16 protein-coding genes are annotated in these 20,187 nt (G+C 59.3%); 7 read left to right on the top strand and 9 right to left on the bottom strand.

Translation table 11 applies throughout. The annotated features are described in order from the left end of the window. The first annotated feature begins 423 nt into the window (after positions 1-423). The 3 genes from V9K84_RS01610 (at position 424) to V9K84_RS01600 (ending at position 5,233) form a co-directional block, all read left to right on the top strand. Positions 424-3,312, top strand: coding sequence for a ribonucleoside-diphosphate reductase subunit alpha (locus tag V9K84_RS01610; protein WP_043862582.1), 2,889 nt, complete (start codon positions 424-426; stop codon positions 3,310-3,312). Between the two features lie 211 nt (positions 3,313-3,523). Further along, positions 3,524-4,771, top strand: coding sequence for a ribonucleotide-diphosphate reductase subunit beta (locus V9K84_RS01605; protein WP_043862583.1), 1,248 nt, complete (start codon positions 3,524-3,526; stop codon positions 4,769-4,771). 153 nt (positions 4,772-4,924) lie between these two features. Then, positions 4,925-5,233 (top strand): hypothetical protein, encoded by a 309-nt coding sequence (locus tag V9K84_RS01600; RefSeq protein ID WP_338793650.1) that lies wholly within the window; start codon positions 4,925-4,927, stop codon positions 5,231-5,233. Between the two features lie 15 nt (positions 5,234-5,248). Here the strand turns inward: V9K84_RS01600 and V9K84_RS01595 are convergent. Then, positions 5,249-6,399 (bottom strand): IS3 family transposase gene (locus V9K84_RS01595; RefSeq protein WP_095160079.1). Its coding sequence is split into 2 segments (ribosomal slippage): positions 5,249-6,156 and positions 6,156-6,399, totalling 1,152 coding nucleotides; the frame shifts between segments, so codons are not numbered across the junction. 24 nt (positions 6,400-6,423) lie between these two features. Here V9K84_RS01595 and V9K84_RS01590 point away from each other — a divergent pair. Together V9K84_RS01590 and V9K84_RS01585 are read left to right on the top strand one after the other, a co-directional pair. Next, complete coding sequence (locus tag V9K84_RS01590; protein WP_338793648.1) at positions 6,424-7,938, top strand: hypothetical protein; 1,515 nt, start codon at positions 6,424-6,426, stop codon at positions 7,936-7,938. 952 nt (positions 7,939-8,890) lie between these two features. Then, positions 8,891-9,418, top strand: coding sequence for a Bro-N domain-containing protein (locus V9K84_RS01585; protein ID WP_088513937.1), 528 nt, complete (start codon positions 8,891-8,893; stop codon positions 9,416-9,418). A gap of 385 nt (positions 9,419-9,803) precedes the next feature. Here V9K84_RS01585 and V9K84_RS01580 read toward each other — a convergent pair whose 3' ends face one another. The 6 genes from V9K84_RS01580 to V9K84_RS01555 form a co-directional block, all read right to left on the bottom strand. Beyond that, on the bottom strand, positions 9,804-10,133 hold the full coding sequence (locus V9K84_RS01580; protein ID WP_229590066.1) for a low molecular weight protein tyrosine phosphatase family protein: 330 nt from the start codon (positions 10,131-10,133) through the stop codon (positions 9,804-9,806). Positions 10,134-10,281: 148 nt separating this feature from the next. Then, positions 10,282-10,809: a UPF0149 family protein gene (locus V9K84_RS01575; protein ID WP_229589998.1), complete on the bottom strand. Its 528-nt coding sequence runs from the start codon at positions 10,807-10,809 to the stop codon at positions 10,282-10,284. A 93-nt stretch (positions 10,810-10,902) separates the two neighbouring features. Continuing rightward, positions 10,903-12,048 carry a hypothetical protein gene (locus V9K84_RS01570; RefSeq protein WP_256582760.1) on the bottom strand — a complete coding sequence of 382 codons (1,146 nt, stop codon included), beginning with the start codon at positions 12,046-12,048 and terminating at the stop codon, positions 10,903-10,905. Positions 12,049-12,108: 60 nt separating this feature from the next. Further along, complete coding sequence (locus tag V9K84_RS01565; protein ID WP_054914714.1) at positions 12,109-13,005, bottom strand: nitrilase family protein; 897 nt, start codon at positions 13,003-13,005, stop codon at positions 12,109-12,111. Positions 13,006-13,132: 127 nt separating this feature from the next. Next, entirely contained in the window at positions 13,133-15,082 is a 1,950-nt protein-coding gene (locus V9K84_RS01560; RefSeq protein ID WP_088513939.1) for an FAD-dependent oxidoreductase, read from the bottom strand. An 81-nt stretch (positions 15,083-15,163) separates the two neighbouring features. After that, entirely contained in the window at positions 15,164-16,357 is a 1,194-nt protein-coding gene (locus V9K84_RS01555) for a hypothetical protein (RefSeq protein WP_143516611.1), read from the bottom strand. A gap of 116 nt (positions 16,358-16,473) precedes the next feature. Between V9K84_RS01555 and V9K84_RS01550 the strand changes: the two genes are divergently transcribed. Further along, positions 16,474-17,376 carry a formate/nitrite transporter family protein gene (locus V9K84_RS01550; RefSeq protein WP_043862589.1) on the top strand — a complete coding sequence of 301 codons (903 nt, stop codon included), beginning with the start codon at positions 16,474-16,476 and terminating at the stop codon, positions 17,374-17,376. Here V9K84_RS01550 and V9K84_RS01545 read toward each other — a convergent pair. After that, complete coding sequence (locus V9K84_RS01545) at positions 17,373-18,440, bottom strand: MBL fold metallo-hydrolase (RefSeq protein ID WP_088513941.1); 1,068 nt, start codon at positions 18,438-18,440, stop codon at positions 17,373-17,375. The two genes, V9K84_RS01550 and V9K84_RS01545, sit on opposite strands and share 4 nt — an antisense overlap. A 154-nt stretch (positions 18,441-18,594) precedes the next feature. Between V9K84_RS01545 and V9K84_RS01540 the strand changes: the two genes are divergently transcribed. After that, entirely contained in the window at positions 18,595-19,671 is a 1,077-nt protein-coding gene (locus tag V9K84_RS01540; RefSeq protein WP_078480541.1) for a diguanylate cyclase, read from the top strand. Positions 19,672-19,742: 71 nt separating this feature from the next. Here V9K84_RS01540 and V9K84_RS01535 read toward each other — a convergent pair whose 3' ends face one another. Further along, on the bottom strand, positions 19,743-20,066 hold the full coding sequence (locus tag V9K84_RS01535; protein WP_043862592.1) for a DUF2025 family protein: 324 nt from the start codon (positions 20,064-20,066) through the stop codon (positions 19,743-19,745). Positions 20,067-20,187 lie beyond the last annotated feature (121 nt).

Genomic DNA, 20,187 nt, shown 5'->3' with positions numbered 1-20,187 from the left:
TTATCTTGTATCCCCAGCGCGACAAAACACTACATGTTGGGTTTTGAACAAAAATCCAAGCACAAGTGGAGCAGAGAACTCAAGCCTTCAGAGGCGCTTTTTTTGCTTGAACTTTGATTGAAATTCGCAGCCAAACCGCTCCTGCGGAAGGCGACCGGTGCAAGCCCGCGACGGGCCTTGTTTCGGGTACGGGTGTTGCAAGTGCAACCCCGTCAGCAACAGTTTTTGGGCCGTGGCCCAGAACCTTTGACTTCGGCCAGGGAGCGGCAAGCGATTGCCCCTTTTTTTCCTGATCTGTCCCGAAGTCGGTAGACCCTGCCCGGCCAGGCGCGCATGCGCCGGTGGGCAAGTTGGCGAGCTTTCGGACGGAACGGTAGGTGCCCAAAAGGCATCTGAACAAACATAGAGAACGTGGAGACACCCATGCAAACCGACACAACTCGCGAGAACCCGCAGGCGCTGGCGCCGCAGGCCGCTGATTCGAACCAGGATCTGGCTGCCACCGCCCCCGGCCAACTGCGCGTGATCAAGCGTAACGGCACTGTCGTCGCCTACACCGACGACAAGATCACCGTGGCCATCACCAAAGCGTTCCTCGCAGTTGAAGGCGGCACCGCTGCCGCCTCGTCGCGCATCCACGACACCGTCGCCCGCCTGACCGAGCAGGTCACCGCCACCTTCAAGCGTCGCATGCCTTCGGGCGGCACCATCCATATCGAAGAGATCCAGGACCAGGTCGAACTGGCCCTGATGCGTGCCGGCGAGCAGAAAGTCGCCCGTGACTACGTGATCTACCGTGACCAGCGTGCCAAGGAGCGTGCCACCCGCACTCCGGCCGACGCCTCGGTACAGCCGCACCCGAGCATCCGCATCAGCCTGGCCGACGGCAGCTTCGCGCCGCTGGACATGAACCGCCTGAACACCATCATCACCGAGGCCTGCGAAGGCCTGGCCGAAGTCGATGGCGAGTTGATCCAGCGCGAAACCCTGAAGAACCTGTACGACGGCGTGGCCATCAAGGACGTCAACACCGCCCTGGTGATGACCGCCCGTACCCTGGTAGAGCGCGAGCCGAACTACTCGTTCGTCACCGCCCGCCTGCTGATGGACACCCTGCGTGCCGAAGGCCTGAGCTTCCTCGAAGTGGCCGACAGCGCCACCCACCACGAAATGGCCGAGCTGTACGCCAAGGCGCTGCCTGCCTACGTGGCCAAGGGCGTGCAGTTCGAACTGCTCAACCCTGCCCTGGCCGACTTCGACCTGGAGCGTCTGGGCAAGGCCATCAACCACGAGCGCGACCAGCAGTTCACCTACCTGGGCCTGCAGACCCTCTACGACCGCTACTTCATCCACAAGGATGGCGTGCGCTTCGAGCTGCCACAGGTGTTCTTCATGCGCGTGGCCATGGGCCTGGCGCTGGAAGAGAAAGACAAGGAAGCCCGTGCGATCGAGTTCTACAACCTGTTGTCGTCGTTCGACTACATGGCCTCGACCCCGACCCTGTTCAACGCCGGCACCCTGCGTCCGCAGCTGTCGAGCTGCTACCTGACCACCGTGCCGGACGACCTGTCGGGCATCTACCACGCGATCCACGACAACGCCATGCTGTCGAAATTCGCCGGTGGCCTGGGCAACGACTGGACCCCTGTGCGTGCACTGGGCTCCTACATCAAGGGCACCAACGGCAAGTCCCAGGGCGTCGTGCCCTTCCTCAAGGTGGTCAACGACACCGCTGTTGCGGTCAACCAGGGCGGCAAGCGCAAGGGCGCGGTCTGTGCCTACCTGGAAACCTGGCACCTGGATATCGAAGAATTCATCGAGCTGCGCAAGAACACCGGTGATGACCGTCGTCGTACCCACGACATGAACACCGCCAACTGGATCCCCGACCTGTTCATGAAGCGTGTCTTCGATGACGGCAAGTGGACCCTGTTCTCGCCAAGCGAAGTACCAGACCTGCACGACCTGACCGGCAAGGCCTTCGAAGAGCGCTACGAGTACTACGAAGCCCTGACCGAGTACAACAAGATCAAGGTGTTCAAGACCGTCCAGGCCAAAGACCTGTGGCGCAAGATGCTGTCGATGCTGTTCGAGACCGGCCACCCGTGGCTGACCTTCAAGGACCCGTGCAACCTGCGTTCGCCGCAGCAGCACGTGGGCGTGGTCCACAGCTCGAACCTGTGCACCGAGATCACCCTGAACACCAACAAGGACGAGATCGCGGTCTGCAACCTGGGCTCGATCAACCTGCCGAACCACATCGTCGACGGCAAACTGGACACCGCCAAGCTGCAACGCACCGTGAACACTGCCGTGCGCATGCTCGACAACGTGATCGACATCAACTACTACTCCGTGCCGCAGGCGCGCAACTCGAACCTCAAGCACCGCCCTGTGGGCCTGGGCATCATGGGCTTCCAGGACGCGCTGTACCTGCAGCACATCCCGTACGGTTCGGACGCTGCGGTCGAGTTCGCCGACAAGTCGATGGAAGCGGTCAGCTACTACGCGATCCAGGCCTCCTGCGACCTGGCCGATGAGCGTGGCGCCTACGAGACGTTCCAGGGCTCGCTGTGGTCCAAGGGCATCCTGCCGCTGGACTCGCAACAGATCCTGATCGAGCAACGTGGCCAGCAGTACATCGATGTCGACCTGAACGAGAGCCTGGACTGGGCACCGGTACGTGCCCGCGTGCAGAAAGGCATTCGCAACTCGAACATCATGGCCATCGCACCGACCGCGACCATCGCCAACATCACCGGCGTTTCGCAGTCGATCGAGCCGACCTACCAGAACCTGTACGTGAAATCGAACCTGTCGGGCGAGTTCACCGTGATCAACCCGTACCTGGTCCACGACCTGAAGGCCCGCGGCCTGTGGGACTCGGTCATGATCAACGACCTGAAGTACTACGATGGTTCGGTGCAGCAGATCGAGCGTATTCCGCAGGAGCTCAAGGACCTGTACGCCACCGCGTTCGAAGTCGAGACCAAATGGATCGTCGATGCAGCCAGCCGTCGCCAGAAGTGGATCGACCAGGCCCAGTCGCTGAACCTGTACATTGCCGGCGCTTCGGGCAAGAAGCTGGACGTGACCTACCGCATGGCCTGGTACCGTGGCCTGAAAACCACCTACTACCTCCGTGCCCTGGCCGCCACCAGCACCGAGAAGTCGACCATCAGCACCGGCAAGCTCAACGCCGTGTCCAGCGGTGGTGACAGCGCCCCGGTCCAGGCAGCAGCGCCAGCCGGCCCTGCCCCAGTGCCAAAAGCCTGCGCGATCGACGAGCCGGACTGCGAAGCCTGCCAGTAAGGCCTGAAGGCGCTGGCCTTGCCAGCGAAGAGGTCGGCACAACCACCGGCCTCTATCGCCGAACACCCAGGTGCGGGTCACCCCGCCCTCCCCGAGGGGCTGCGCCCCCGGAAGCATTCCAAGATTTTGCGTGCACACCTTAACCGCGAGCAGCGCAACCCTAGATCCAACCGGCCATACTCTTTCATGGCCCTCAAGCAGGAGACCCATCATGCTGAGCTGGGACGAATTCGAAAACGAAGACGGCGAAGTCGCCGCCAAAGGTCAAACCGCCTCTCAGGTGGCTGAAGCGGGCATCGACAAGCTCGACAGCGCTGGCGGTGTGGCCGCGCAGGAAGCCCGTGCAGTGACCGCCGCCGACTCCGACGCGGTCAAGCGCGCCAAGGCGGCCCTGGACGATCTCGACATCGCCGAAGGCCTGGCCGAGCTGGAAGGCTCTGCTGCCCGTGTAGCGGTCGACGAGAAGCGCATGATCAACTGCCGCGCCGACCTCAACCAGCTGGTACCGTTCAAGTACGACTGGGCCTGGCAGAAGTACCTGGATGGCTGTGCCAACCACTGGATGCCGCAAGAGGTCAACATGACCGCGGACATCGCCCTGTGGAAGACCCCCGAAGGCCTGACCGACGACGAGCGTCGCATCGTCATGCGCAACCTGGGCTTCTTCTCCACCGCCGACTCGCTGGTTGCCAACAACCTGGCACTGGCCGTGTACCGCTTGATCACCAACCCCGAGTGCCGCCAGTACATCCTGCGCCAGGCGTTCGAAGAGGCGATCCACACCCACGCGTACCAGTACTGCATCGAATCGCTGGGCATGGATGAAGGCGAGATCTTCAACATGTACCACGAGATCCCTTCGGTCGCGAAAAAGGCCGCCTGGGGCCTGCGCTACACCCGTGCCATCTCGGACCCGGAGTTCGACACCGGCACCGTCGAGACCGACAAGGAGCTGCTGCGCAACCTGATCGCCTACTACTGCGTACTCGAAGGCATCTTCTTCTACTGCGGCTTCACCCAGATCCTGTCGATGGGTCGTCGCAACAAGATGACCGGCGTTGCCGAGCAGTTCCAGTACATCCTGCGTGACGAGTCGATGCACCTGAACTTCGGTATCGACGTGATCAACCAGATCAAGATCGAAAACCCGCACCTGTGGGATGCCGAGATGAAGGAAGAGGCCTCGCAGATGATCCTGCAGGGTACCCAGCTGGAAATCGAATACGCACGCGACACCATGCCACGCGGCGTGCTGGGCATGAACGCGGCGATGATGGAGGACTACCTCAAGTTCATCGCCAACCGTCGCCTGTCGCAGATCGGCCTGAAGGAAGAGTACCCAGGTACCACCAACCCGTTCCCATGGATGAGCGAAATCATGGACTTGAAGAAAGAGAAGAACTTCTTCGAGACGCGGGTTATCGAGTATCAGACTGGCGGCGCGTTGAGCTGGGATTGATTAAGCTCTAAGACCAAAAAGGACAGCTTTTAGCTGTCCTTTTTTTTTAAAATATCGTCAAAATCAGAAAGATCGCCTGATTGTTAATGGCCTATAGCCATGGTACAAATTAGCCTAGCGTATTCCTGCTCATCGAATAGCAAAGGATCTGTAATGGCAACTCAAAAAGCAAAGCTGCGAGACATTGTAAAGGATACAGATCTTGTCCAAAAAATCACAAAATCTTTCTCTGATTTACGAGCCGACTTCGATCTAAGCCTTGAGGCCTCTGCCGAAAAAATCATTGAGTTATCTGAAACACATGTTGACATAAAAGATCACCTCAACAAGCTAATATCTCACACCGGATCTTCTAGCGGCGTACTTCAAGGTTTGCGTGGAACGGGTAAAACACATTTACTTTTGCTTGCAAGACATCGAATTAACCAAGACCTATTTAAGAATGGTCACTTAGCTGTATGAATCGCCCCTGGTTTCCTAGACACTCTCCAAGCTCAGGAAATAGCGTTTCTCATACTCTACTGGAGACAGCTGCATAGCACTGCTGTGTCGGCGTTTAGGGTTATAGAACATCTCGATGTAATCGAAAATATCACTTCGGGCTTCTTCACGGGTTGTGTAGATCTTTCGTCGGACTCGCTCCCGCTTCAAAAGCTGGAAAAAGCTCTCGGCTACGGCATTGTCGTGGCAGTTTCCCCGCCGGCTCATGCTGCTGATTACATTGTTGGCCTTCAAGAAACTTTGCCAATCCGAGCTACTGAACTGACTGCCTTGATCTGAGTGAATCATCACTTGCTGCTGAGGCTTGCGTCGCCAAACAGCCATCAACATCGCGTCGATAGCTAGGTCGCTGCTCATCCTTGGCTTCATTGACCAACCAATTACTTGGCGTGAGAACAGATCCAGCACTACCGCGAGGTAGAGCCACCCTTCATAGGTGCGGATGTAAGTGATATCTGTCACCCAGACCTTGTTCGGCTCACTGACCTTGAACTGCCGCGCGAGGTGGTTGGGCGAGGCCACTGTTGGTTTTCCACCATAGAACCCTGGACGCCGCCGATAGCCCGTTTGAGAACGCAGCCCCTCCGCCTGCATCAAGCGCCCGACTCGATTTCGACCGCATTCCTCTCCCAGCTCACGCAGGTCATCGTGAATTTTGCGGTAGCCGTATACACCTCCGCTTTCCAGCCAAGCGTGTTTGATCAAGCCAAGCAGACGTTGATCTTCTTTTGCTCGGGAAGATTGAGGCTCGGCCAGCCAGGCGTAATAACCGCTGGGGTGCACCTTGAGGGTATGGCAAAGGCGCCGCACCGGGTAATCAGTCGAGTGCTTCTTGATGAAGGCGTACTTCAGCCGCACTCCTTGGCAAAGTACGCGGCGGCCTTTTTTAAGATGTCTCGCTCTTCCGTCACGCGCTTGAGTTCAGCGCGTAGCTTGCGCAGTTCGGCCTGCTGATCGTCGTCTTGCTGACGCTGCTCTTGGGGCTTGCTGTAGACCTTGATCCAGGCGTAAAGGCTGTGCACGGACATACCCAGGCGCTGGGCGACATCGGCGACAGGTTTGCCTTTCTCGGTCACTTGCTTGACCGCTTCGATCTTGAATTCTTCGGGGTAACGCTGACGACTCATGGCTCCTCCTATTTGGGCCTCATTATGAGGCTTGGAGGTGTCTACGAAACTAGGGGCGATTCAGTATACCTAAACTCAAAAAAATTAAACATCCCAGCAGACTGCACTCAAGAAATACTTAATCGGATATTTTCAAGCTTCTTGATAACTGGAATCATAGAACATCTCCAGAAAACATTAACAACATCAACCAAAACCACTACACTTGAAAAAATAAAATCCTACATTATCCCAAACAAACTAACACAGCAAATCAGTGAAGCACTGGATGTTTTGCTTGAGGCACAAAAGCCTCTACTGGCTGGGACGCACACTATACAGAACTATGAGGCTGGCCAGCAAAAAATAAATAGCCAACTTAAAGACTTGATAGAAGCAGTTGAAGAATTCTCACTCAAGGCCTCTCCAGCAGGCGTCAACCTAAATATTGCAAATAAAATAAAGCAAGTCGAAGAAACTAAAATCTCACAAGAAGAACACTCAAAATACTTAAGTTATCTCGATATTTCCCACATATCAACTACCATAAAAAAAATCATAGAAAAGCTAAAAATAAAATCTATAACATTCTATATTGACGAGTGGGAAAAACTTTACTACGAAGGGAGCGCACAGAAACTTCTGGCCTCCTACATAAACAAAATCATCGACAACCCAATTTATTTCTGGATCGCATACGTACCGTATCGCGGAACCCTTCACCCTCTTTCGATAGGTAACGACTTACAACATCTCATCGACTTAGATGAATCGCTTATATATGAAACCGATCAAAGCTCGTGCATTAAATACTTTCAGGACTTCATCGACAAACGTTTGCAACACCACTTACTCAGGACTGACATCTCAAACTCTGTACTAATAAACAACAAAATCAATTTTGAGTTACTAATCATGGGCTCTATGGGAAACCCTAGAGACTTCGGCACCATATTGGTTCACGCCTGGAATGAGTTTGTAACTTATAGAAACAACCCCCTGAAACGAGGCGGTGCATTCCAATATGTCTCAGCTTCAATGATAAAAAGTGCTATTAAGTCTGACGGAGAGAAAAAACTACTAAATTTCGAAGCTAGCTCCCACGCAATGTCTGCCTGGCGTGATCTTGAAGATTTTGCAATTAAAAATAAAACCAGCCACATCGCAGTAGAAGAAAGTGCTGAAAACCATGCCGCATTAGCAGAGAATGATTTTTCCGAGCTGATTTACCAACGTTTACTGCACAAGAGAACGGACCGTGTAAGCGCCAAGGAAAGCCACATACCAAATAAACTTTCCATATTTGCACTTAGCTACTCATGCACATACGACCGTCATCAAAAAGACAAGAAATTTCAATTCATTACAAAATATGAAGATATTCATAACAGAGTACGGCGATATATCTACAACCCCGTGACCGTAATCAAGAACAGAAAGCTCAAAGCAGGGGAGATTTTCCCTTGCCCTACTTGCAAATTTGAAATCACGCAAACAATGAAATTCGCTTGGGAAAAAAACATGTGCCCTGGATGTGGAGGCCATATAGTTAAAACTTGACACTCGCACAGCGCTCTGGGAGAGAGGCTCTCTCCCGAGCAAAGTTAATCTATTTAGATCATAAAAAAACTAAAGCACTTCACACCAAAACCCTTGTGACTTCTAAAAAAATAAAACTTATAGAAAAATAAAAACAGAAACCCCTACCACCTCAGACTAACCAACAATTCAAGGCACTTTACCTTCTACTTCCACGCTTAAAAAACAATCGCCTAGCAGATTTTCCACTTCACAGGAAACCGAATAATACTAAACGCTAAGGAGCTACACTTTTATTAGACCACAACCTCCCTCTCCCCCTCTGGCTCGAATCCAACACCTGATTGCGCCCGCGAATTTGGCCGCCTAATTTGCCGCTATTTCGACGAATAGATCATTTTCAAGCTTGAGGCAGAGCATGCGATCCATAATTCAATGTAAACGCTCCACAAACCCCACATGCAATGCGCTCAACTGATCCCCGGTGCAGCGCTTCCGATTTCCTTCTGGAGCCCGCCCACCATATGCGTCCCGGCGCGGAAGTCGAAAAATTCTATCTATATCCCCAGCCTGTAGATCTCCGAAAATCCATTGGAACTGCAAATCTTAATTTCAGAAATGGACTACACCATTCTAGATTGACCCTCCCGCTCAAATCTCTTACCTTCCTCCATGGCGCCTAAGAAACGCCGCACACAGCGGCTCACCCGCTCCCGACAGATGCGGCATTTTTGTGCCTGTGGTCTACTGCTGCGCACAGAAACACTCTGTTATGTCGGGAGTGGGCTAATACAAGACCCGAAAGGGAAATACGTCCGGCCCGCTGTGTGGGGTTTCTTAGCTCCCGACACCTAGCCCTGAGAAGGCTGTCATCACACAGAGGTAGTAGAAATGCCTAACGTAGCTCATGCTCGCAGGCTTTTCGCAGACGCGGCCCGCCTGAATCAAAACACCTGCACCACGGAGGTCAGCCATGACTGATCTCTATGAACCTACCCTTTTCTCCCGCCACAACCGCCCTCTCCACGCCCTCTGGCTCGAATCCCAAGCCTGGTTCTGCGCACGCGAACTTGGCCGACTGATCGGCCGTTATCTCGACGAGCAAATCATTCGCAGGCTCGATGCGGATCAGCATCGCACCGTCATGCTTTTGCGATACGGCGAGTACCGGAACACCGTGATGATCAGTGAGTCGGGCGCGTACACCGTATTGGCACACCACTACATTCCAGAGAATCGCAGCCTGCGACGATGGCTCACCTATGAGGTGATTGCTGTGATGCGTGACGCACAAGGTCCAACACAGCACGATGCTCCGCAGACCAGCCTGATGACCTGGACCGGGCGGTCGTTGTGCTTGCTGCATTGGCAGAGCGAACCGTGGATACGGTTGCGGGATATGCCGGAGGTGCTTGGTAAGTCATCGATTCATACGCCCTCGACTAATGCCAAACTTGCACAACCTTGGAGACAAGCCGCTGCTCGGCTGTTCAGAGGGTGATCCGCGCGCTGGCTTTGTAGCGAGCGACTGGTGGGAGCGGATTATGTCTATACAACCAATGGGTGCAGCGTAAGACCGATGCATGTCAGACCTCACTCCGAAAAATCGGACCTGGGCCAGGATTTGTCTACATCAAACTTGGCGCGTGCAACTGTCTTGGCGTTTTTGATGGAGTTCAGTGGACATGCTGCATGTCCGTCGCCTAGTTAAATGCGCAGTTGCCGAGTAGTTGATATCGCTGCGCCTACCAGCGTCTGGCGCCGTGGCTCCATGTTCCGGGCTGCTTTGCAGCCCTTCGCCGGCAAGGCCGGCTCCTACAGGGTCACGCTGTAACCCGGTAGGAGCCAGCCTTGCTGGCGAAGAGGCCAGCAGACCTTGCGCACTACTACAGTTGATCCGGCAAAAACTGCGGCACCCTGGCCTTCAACAGTTCAACCAACTCCGGCGCCATGAACCCATAGTCGTCCGGGATGCCCAGGCAAACGATGCGCTTGTCGCCCAGCACCGAGCGGAATCGCGCCGACAGTTTCTTGCGGTGCGCCTGTTCCATCACGATCACCAGGTCTGCCCACGCCAGCAACTCGTTGCCCACCGGCACGTCCGCATCATTGCCCACACCGGCAGAGGCCGTCTCCACCCCCGGCCAGTCGGCAAACACCTGTTCAGCCGTGGGGCTGCGCAAGCGGTTCTGAGTACACACGAACAGTACATGCAGTGTCATTGATTACCTGGAATTACAACAAGATTAGGGTTGGCAGACAGCCCATCGCGGGGCAAGCCCGCTCCCACAGGAGGGCGCAAACACTTTGTGGGAGCGGGCTTGCCCCGCGATGGCGTCGGCAAATCAGAGGGTCGCGCGATGGCTACCCGCGTTGCGAATCGAAAAACCGATACAACGCCCGCAAACCGATCACGACGGCCTCGACCGAAGCCGCATGCTCCTGCGGCTGCAACGCCTCGACTTTTTCGATGTTCTCGTCCAGCCCATGCAGCGCAATCGCCTCCAGGTGCCGTACCTGCACCGGCGGCAGCGCCGGCCAGCGCGCTACCTGCACACCCCGCAAATAGCCGAAGCACCACTCCTCGACCACCAGCTGCGGATCAGGCTCGGACTCGTCTTCGAGAAACAACGGCTCGAAGGCATCACACGCCTCACTGAGCTCGCCCGCCACGTTGTTCATGTAGCGCATCAACAACGCCGAAAACGCCTCGGCCTCGGCCGGCTTCTTGAACCGCGGCGCTCTGCCGCCGGTCACTTCGGGCAGCCATTCGTTGGGCGTCAACAACACGGGCGAACTGGCCAGCGCCACCAGAAAGCCATCCAGCTCCGAGAGCGTGAGGATGGCTTCATCGTTACCGTACTTGAGCAGAAAACCATCAAGACGGGTCATTTCCTTATCGTTCAAAGGCTGTACAAAAGCTGTCATGGCATAGCCTCAAGGCGGGATCCTGCCGTAACACTACATCACCCCGCCCTTCAGCGCTTACCCGGCGCCCGTCAGCCACGCCACAAATGGCAGGATCATCAGCGTGCAGGCAGCCATCGACAGCACGTTGCCAATGTACCCATGCATATGGCTGGGCAGGCGCTGGCTGATTGCGACCGCCAATGGCGGTGCCATCACCGCGCCCAGGCCGGCGCTGAGCACCACTACCTCCCACGTGCCACCCAATGTCAGCACCGCCGCCGGCACTACGGAAACGATCGGGATGTAGGTCGGGTACCACCCCCGCTGCATCCATTGCCTGCGCCACAACAGCACGCCGATCAGCGACGCCAGCGCCTGCCCGCCCACCATCTCCAGCACCAGCTGGGAGCCGTAGGCCGGCCCGGCCGGCGACAGCAGGTAGGCCGCCAGCACGCCGAGCAACAAGCCCAGGCTGGCCAGCTCATTGCCGAAGAACGGCGCCTCGCTGAAGTCGGCCAGCACCCGTCGCAGCGTCCAGCCAACGCCGTGGTGCGGTGGCGCTCTCTCGACGACCGGTGCTGGTGGCGGCGCATCGACAGGCGGCGTCGAGCGCACCAGGCCTGCAAACCGCCGGCACAGCATGAACGCCAGCACGCTCGCCACGGCCATGCCGCCAACATTGCCGATCACCACCGGCAAGCCCAGTGGGTAGCACAGGTAGTTGACCAGCAGCAGGCTCGCTGGCGTCACCAGCAGTGCCCCCAGCAACGCGCCATTGATCGTGACCTTCCAGCCGCCGCCGAACAGCAGCACCATCGCCGCCGGCAGCGAGACGAACGCGACGAAGGTGGGTTGCCAGGTGCTGGCGCTGAGCGTCCAGCCCCACAGCACATGGCTGAACACCAGCCCCAGCAGCGAACTGGTCACCAGCCAGGGCCACAACCCGGTGCCATAGCAGATCGCAAAGCCCTGCCATGCCCGGCCCGTGCGGTGCGCCCAATGGGCCAGCGCGGCGCCCAGCAGCAACCCGATCGCCGGCAGCTCATGCTTGTAGAACGCTACCTCGCTGATATCGCCGACGATCCAGCGCAACCGCGCCAGCGGCTCGTGCAGGTTGGCGACCATGTGCGCGTAGTCGGGCCATACCCCGACCCAGGATGCCGCACGCCCGCTGATGACCTCGATGAACACCCCGGTGCCCAGCGACACGCACACGCACATCAGCAGCAAAGGCAGAAAGCCTGCCTCCACCTTGTCGATTGACTTGTCCATGGCGACTCCTCAGCGCGGCAGCGCTGGATGCTGGTCATAACCCAGCATCGCGCCATAGCAATCGGTGCGACGGTCCCGTGGCAGGTCATTCAGGCTGTTCCAGACCGGCGCGCTGCGTGCAGTGCTGAGGTCGACATCGGCATACAGGATGCACTCGTCCTCGGCGCCCCCCACCTTGCCCAACGGCCAGCCATTGGTGCCCGCGATCAGCGAACACCCCAGAAAACGCCCGCCACGCTCGCTGCCGATGCGGTTGGCGGCGGCAATGTAGACATTGTTGACGTGGGCCGCGGTGATGGTGAGGTACGAGGCCATGCACCTGCCGCTGGCATCGAACAGCGGGGGCGGTGTCCACACCCAGTTGTTCAGGCTGCAGATGATGTCTGCACCCTGCAACGCAAGCAGGCGTGGCACCTCGGGAAACCATACGTCCCAGCAGATCATCAGGCCGATCCGGCCGATCGGGGTTTCAAACACCGGAAAGCCCAGATCACCGGGGCTGAACCAGAGCTTTTCCTGGTTCCACAGGTGTGCCTTGCGGTAATGGCCCAGCAGGCCGTCGGGGCCGAACAGCACCGCGCTGTCATACAGCTTGAGGCCATCGCGCTCGGCAAATCCTGCCACCAGGTACACCTGATGCTCCCGGGCGAAGGCGCGCCAGGTCTTGATGCTGGGACCTTCATCGAGGGTTTCGGCATGCGCATAGGCTTCTGCTCGGGTCTCGAAGGTGTAGCCGGTGTTGGCAAGCTCGGGCAGCACGATCAGGTTGGCGCCGTCATGCACCGCCTCTTCGGCGAGCTGCAGACCTTTGCACAAGTTGTTGTCGCACTGGTCCAGCCCGACCTGAGGGTCGAACTGGATCACGGCAATACGCACGGGGCTGACCGGGACAGAGGGTGCAGGCATGGGAGTGTCCTTTTTGTTGTTCGAGTTGTCGTTTGGAGGCTTTCCAGTGGACAAAACAACCCTCAAGAGGGACAAGTCGGCCCCTTCCGACAATGCTGCAAGGCCGCTCTGCGCCTGTAGGAAAGGCCTACCAGGACGCCTGGGGCTGAATGCGATAGTGCGGATAGACCGCCATGCTGAAACCGCCGTTGAACAGTGCCCCGGTGTCGTTGCACAGGTTGATCACGGCATCAATCGCGGTACGCAGGCAGGGCTCGGTCCAGCCTGCATCCACCGAGAACGACTCGCCTGCCAGGTACAACCCGCTGTGACGGGCATGCTCACGGCTGTATCGCATCAGGCTCAACGCATCGTAGTAGGTGCCGGCCCGGTAGAGCCTGGCGCAGCCCAGGGCATTGCGGTCGGTGACCCAACGCTGCACCCGCGCATTGCGGGTATCGACATACGGCGATAGCGGTGCCTGCACATTGCTGCACCGCAACAGGATCCGGTCCAGCTCCTGCACGCACTTTTCCACCAGTTGCTCATCGCTGAACGCGGCCAGTTTGGTCGCGTCGTCCTCCCAGGTGTAGCTGAGCAGGATGCAGTCGCTGGCATAGCGGTCGTTGTAGCGATAGGCATAAACATCGTGGATAAAGCTGTCAGTAACGAGAATTTGCGGGATGGCCTGATTACGTTGCAAAAAACTTTTCTGCAATGGCGCATACACCTTGCAGCTGGTTTCCCAGTGCGCCGTCTTGTACGCATCGATGATCTGCTGAGGCAGCATTGCCGCAGTGAAGCCTTCAAGACGCACCGATGTCTCGATCAGCCAGGAAGGCAAGGTGACGATCACTGCGTCGAAGTCTTCGCTCTGCAACGTGCTCGACTGCAGGTCGCTGGCATGCCACTGGTACTGCACGCGAATCTGCTGGTTCGCCAGCTTGCGCAGGCCAGTAACCGGGCTGTCGGTGAGCAGCCCGTTGGGCAGGGCACTGAGGTGCTGGTAGGGAGATGCACCGGTTGGCGCCACCGGCATGAACAACAGGCATTCATCCAGAGCGGCCAGCCCCAGGTAGGTAGGTGACGCGAACGGCAGACCTCTGCTGTCGTATACAGGCTGATTGGCAACCAGCGGCGCGTCCAGCGGGTCACCCTGCTCGTCCACGCGGCCATGCACCAGTTGCAGGTGGCTGCTGAAGCCGAAGATCGCCGTTCGCAGCGGATACAGGCTGCAGACATCATAGAAAGCCCCCCAGCTGCCGTCGCCGATACCGATGGCATAGAACAACGCGGACTCTGCCGCGCTCATGCCCAGGCCGCCGAAGTCGCCGGGCGTTTCAGGGTTCCACACATCAATTGCCGGCAACCTGACCAGGTCCCGAAACGACATTGCCTGATAGCGTTCAACAATGGCGGCCCACAGGTCTTCCCACTGCTCGCCGCCATAGGCTTGCGCCACGGTTTCGGTCATCCGGTCGGCAAACACCCGCCACTTTTCATGTACCTGTTGCAAGGTGGCCGTAGGTGGCGGTGTCCGGCCGTCAGCGTTGTCCCAGATCAACAGCGTCGGCTCGCCCTCGCCGTCCAGCAGGCCTTCACGCAGGTAGATGCCTGTCGAGCGTACGGCCGGCGTACCCGGGTTGGGAAAATCGGACAAGCGCAGATCGAACTGACTGGCGTAGTACGCCATCAACGAGCGCCCCTCTTTCGGCGCTTCGCCACTGCGATTGAACAACGGCATGCGCATGGCGCCCATTTCGAACGGCGTCGAAGGCTCCCTGTCGCCTGGGCCAGGGTCGACGATGGTCATGTGCCGACCGCCGATCCGTTGCGACTTTTCGATCAGGGTGATGTGCTGGAAGCCGCAACGCAGCAGCTCGCGGGCGGCAGTCAAGCCGGTAACACCGGCACCGATGATGCAAATGCGGTGCTCGGCGCGACGGGCTTGGGCGATACCACCGACCTGCTCGAGCAACCTGCGGTAGTCAAAACACAGATCGGGCGGGTTGGGGAACCGCGCCGACCAGCCTTCGGCATTACCCGCCAAGGGGGTCGCAACATCAGCGGGATGGTTGTAGGTGGAACCGATAGTCATGGGCTGCTCTCTGCTTGAAGTGGCGGAGCAGAGAGCTTGAAGTCGCTGCAGGTTGCAGCGGTGCTACATAGTTGAACGCCCTCACTCCGGCAGTTCGAGCGCCACCCCACCTGCATGCTGCCTCACTATCCGATACGGCAGCACCGCCCAGCCCACCCCACGGCAATGGCGCTGCACGCTGTCGAACACCGGGTCGAACTGGATGCCTTCGGGGGTAAAGCGCCATGTGGGCATCTGCCACACCTGCGCCTGTGCGTAATCGCAGCCGTCCTCGCCCACCTCGCCCAACATGTGCTGCGGATAAAGCTGCTTGAGCTGGCCCAGCAACCACGGCGCAAAGGTGCGCGAACGGTAGTCCACATAGGCACCGAAACTCACGGTGGCGAACTGCTCGGGGTTGGGGCCAGGCTGGTACTCGTAGTGAAACGGCTTGCCCTCGCCCACCCACAGCACATCGTCCAGGGTCAGCTCCTTGCCCGACTCCACCGCCAGGTTGAGCGGCGCATCGGTGGGCAGCATCGGCGTGCCGTCGCAGCTGTAGTCCTGCACGATGCTGACACTGAGCAGCGCATTGCTCATGAACCGCGGCGTCACCGTCTGCCGGTAGTACCCGCCAGGGCGCCCCAGCAGCATGCACTGGTGGTAGGCCACCACATCACTGGACAGGCGCGCGCGCAGCAACTGGTTGAGGCGTGTGAGCTGCTGCGCAGGGTAACCGTCCTCGATCACGAACAGGCTTATCCCCGAGGACGGCTCGCTCAGCCAGCGCAGCGGGTAGCCTTGAAAGTGTTCAAGCTCGCCGGGCTTCAACGGCAGTTGCATCAGCCTCAGGTATTCATAGGGTGAGTCGGTGTACTGGCGGCCCAGGAACGGATCGGCACCCGACGGTACCTGCGGCAGTCGTGCCGGCAGCAGCGTGATCGGCAGGCGTTTGCCCTGGGGGCTTTGCCACTCACCTTGCAGGCCGCCCTGGGCAGCCGGCCACAGCGCGAGTGTTGGCAGCGAGTCGATGCCTGCCTCCGGGGCCGGCTCATGCCCCTCCACCAGTTGAATCCGCGTGCCCTGGATGCTGCCGGTGAGCTGCAGGTCGTGGTGATGCTTCACGTAGAAGTAACGCCCGCTGACATCCTCGGGCACGGCGCGGTCGAGCTCCAGCACGATCGACTGGGTACCCAGGGTACCGGTGAACACGTCGCTGTCCAAGCCCGCCTGGGCGGGCATGGCTGCGGTCAAGGCCTGCGCGGCCAGCAGTGCGACGCAACATCCATGTTTCATGGGAAAAACGTCCGCTATTCAAGAGGGGTGAATTATGCCGACAAAGCCTGCGGCACAAGGCAACTAATTGAACGGCGGCGGATCTTTACTCAGAGCCCCCCACGGAAACCTCCCCCATGAACGAGCAGAAAAGCGGCAAGACCCCGGGCCTGTCAGCGGACGAAGAGCAGGAGGTCAGCCACAACCAGCCGCCACGTGCCGCTGTGCTCCACGAGATCATCCGCGCCCAGGGCGACAAGGAACTGCAGCGCACCATCGCGGCGCTGTGGTGGTCGGCACTGGCGGCCGGCTTGAGCATGGGCCTGTCGCTGATGGCGATGGGGCTGTTCTATTCCCGCCTGCCCGAGGGCGACAGCAGCCAGGTGATCGCCAGCCTGGGCTATTCGGCGGGCTTTCTGGCGGTGATTCTCGCGCGCCAGCAACTGTTTACCGAAAATACCCTGACCGCCGTGCTGCCGGTGATGACCAAACCCACGTTCAACAATGTAGGGCGCCTGTTGCGCCTGTGGGGCGTGGTGCTGTTCGGCAACCTGGTGGGCACCGTGCTGGTGTCATACGTGATGCTGCACCTGCCGATCTTCGACACCAAGACCGATCTCGCCTTTCTTGAAGTGGGGCGCAAGGTCATGGAAAACGAGGTGGGCCAGATGTTTGCCAAGGGCATCATCTCGGGCTGGATGATCGCGACCATGGTGTGGATGATCCCGTCGATGGAGAACGCCAAGATCTGGATCATCCTGCTGATCACCTATCTCATGGCGCTGGGTGACTTCACCCATATCGTGGTTGGCTCGGTCGAGGTGTCGTACCTGGTGTGGGCCGGGGAAGTGAGCTGGCAGCAGTTCTGGCTGCACTTTGCCGCGCCGACCCTGGCGGGCAACATCGTGGGCGGCAGCTTCATCTTCGCGCTGATCAGCCATGCGCAGATTCGCAGCGACGCCGGCCTGCCCGATGAAACCCTGAGCAAGGGCCGCGAGCGCCCCTTGCCCGGCCGGCGCGACCCTAGCGACGCACCTTAACGCTGCCCGGAGGCCAACACGGCCGCCTGGGCCTGCTGTTGCTCCAGTGGAAGCCACCACGCGGTACCCCGCTGCGGTTGCACCAGGCTGACCCGCTCCCCCATCTGCGGGGTGCTCAGCGGTACCCGTGCGTTGGCCGCCAGGGCCATGATGCGGTCGAAGGGTTCATGCCAGGCGTGGGTGGACAGGTCGAAGGTGCCGTTGTGGATCGGCAGCAACCAGCGCCCGCGCAGGTCCAGGTGCGCCTGCAGGCTCTGCTCGGGCTGCATGTGCACATTGGGCCAGTTGACGTTGTAGGCGCCGGTTTCCATCAGGGTCACGTCGAATGGCCCATAGCGTTCGCCGATCCGCCTGAAGCCCTCGAAATAGCCTGTATCGCCGCTGAAGAACAGGCGCAGGTCCTCATCGAGCATCACCCATGACGCCCACAGGGTGCGGTTGCTGTCGAACAGCCCGCGCCCGGAGAAGTGCTGCGCCGGGGTGGCGACGAACTGGATGCCCGCAACCTCCGTGGCCTGCCACCAGTCGAGCTGGCGCACCTTGGCCGCAGGCACGCCCCACCCGACCAGGGTGTCGCCCACCCCAAGCGGGGCAAGGAACACCTCGGTGCGCTCGGCCAGGGCCAGCACCGCCCGTTCATCCAGATGGTCGTAATGGTCGTGGGACAGTATCACCGCCGTGATCGGCGGCAGTTGCTCCAGCGCCAGCGGCGGCTGGTGAAAGCGCTGCGGGCCGGCCCACTGCACCGGCGAGGCGCGCTCGGCGAACACCGGGTCGGTGATGAAGAAACGATCGCGCAGCTTGAGCAGCACCGTGGAATGGCCCAGGCGCCACAGGCTGCGGTCCGGCGCGGCCAGCACCTGGGCCTGGCTCAGGGGGTGCACCGGTATCGGCAGGGTTGGCCGGGTGTCGGCCGGCTTGCTCAGAAACAGGAACTTGAAACCGATGCGCAGTTTTTTCAGCACCCCGTCGCGGGGCAACTGGGCCTGGTTGCGGTACCGCCCGTCCTGCTGCAGCGAAGGCTGCGCGGGGGTTTCGGTGGCTTGTGCTGCAAGGGAAGCCATGAATGCAAATACTCCGACTAACCGTTTCAGGTGCATGCCCATTGCCCGTACCAACTGTGAAATGGCCTGCAAGGCCATTCTTGAACAGCCCGGCTTTGTTCAACAATATTCACGCAAATTATGCGATGAACGGCGTCAGGCAGATCGGCAAATCATGACTCAAATCAGCAACGGCAAGGGACTATCATTTGTCAGAAGAATTTACCTGCCGCGTATCATCGGCTCGGGTATCGGCCTGTTCAGCGTGCTCTCCGGCGTGCTGCCCCTGCAGCTGCCGTACTGGGTCGTAGCGCTGCTGGTGTTCAACGGCCTGGGCTGGCCGCACCTGGCCTACCAGCTCGGCCTGCGCTCGCAAGCCCCCTATCGCGCCGAACAGCGCAACCTGATGGTCGACTCGCTGATGGGCGGCTTCTGGGCCGGCACCGTGCAGTTCAACCCGCTCATCAGCGTCACCATCCTGGCCATGATGGGCATGAACAACGTCGCCGCCGGTGGTCAGCGCCTGTTTGTGCAAGGTCTTTTGGCCATGGGGCTGGGCATGGTGGCGGCGGTGGCGCTGTTCGGGCCGAGCCTGCAACTGGAGGTCAGCACCGTGCAGGTGTACGCCTGCCTGCCGATGCTGACCCTCTATCCGCTGGCGCTGGGCTGGGTGTGCTACCGCCTGGCGATCAAGCTGGCCGAGCACAAGCGCAGCCTCAGTGCGCTGAGCCGCACCGACAGCCTCACCGGCCTGTTCAACCACGGCTCATGGAAAGACCTGCTGCAACTGCGCTTTCAGCTGTGCCAGCAGGCCCCGGCCCAGGCCGTGATCGCGATCATCGACATCGACCACTTCAAGACCATCAACGATGTGTATGGCCATGTGGTGGGTGACTGCGTGCTGCGCCAGCTGAGCGTCGAGCTCAAGCGCAACCTGCGCGAGGACGACGTGCCGGGGCGCTACGGCGGGGATGAATTCGGCGTGATCCTGCCCGGGTGCAGCCTGGAGCATGCCAGCCAGGTCATGGAGCGCCTGCGCCAGCGGGTCAACGAGTACCGCAACGAGCAGCTCCCGCAATTGCGCATCAGCCTGAGCATCGGCCTGGCCAGCTTCCAGCCAGGCTTCGCAGACTCCATGGTGTGGCTGAACGAGGCGGACAAGGCGCTGTATGCGGCCAAGCAGAGTGGCCGCAACAAGGTCAATGTGGCCCGCGGCGAGGTGGTGCCGCTGCGCCTGGCCTACCCGGACTGAAATGCAGGCACCACGTTCCGGCGCCTTCGCCGGCATGGCCGGCTCCTGCAGCTAGGGCTTGCGGCCCTGTGTCACGCCCGCAAGCGGCGCTGGGCCGCGATCTCCGGCAGGTCGTTGCGACGCAGGTACACCCGCAACGGCTCGGTGATGTTCAACCGCTCGTCGACATTCTGCGCCAGCAGCACCTCGATCAGTTCGCGGCGCAAGGTCATCACCTCGCCGCCGCTCGCCTGCCACACGAATTCATGGCTGGGGATGATGCTGTCGTCGGCCACGTCCATGCCGAACGAGTCTTCGCTGAAGCGCACGATATGCCGGCCCAGCTTGTGGTTGAAGCCTACGAAGCCCTTGAGCTGGTCGGCCGCGGCGCAGATATCCTGGGAAGTGATGTGCATGTCAAACCTCACTGAAGCATCGTCGAAGATGCGGGGTGAATGGAATTGGCACGCGGGGCGGGTCGTCTGCGGCCCTCTCTGACGGAGAAGCTCGACAGGCAGAGGTTACTAAAAACCCGCC

Origin of the sequence: Pseudomonas sp. AE27, assembly GCF_037113495.1 — a bacterium.
GTDB lineage: Bacteria > Pseudomonadota > Gammaproteobacteria > Pseudomonadales > Pseudomonadaceae > Aquipseudomonas > Aquipseudomonas palmensis.
Note: the sequence above shows the minus strand (reverse complement) of the source record. Positions and strands in the feature narration are given on the sequence as shown.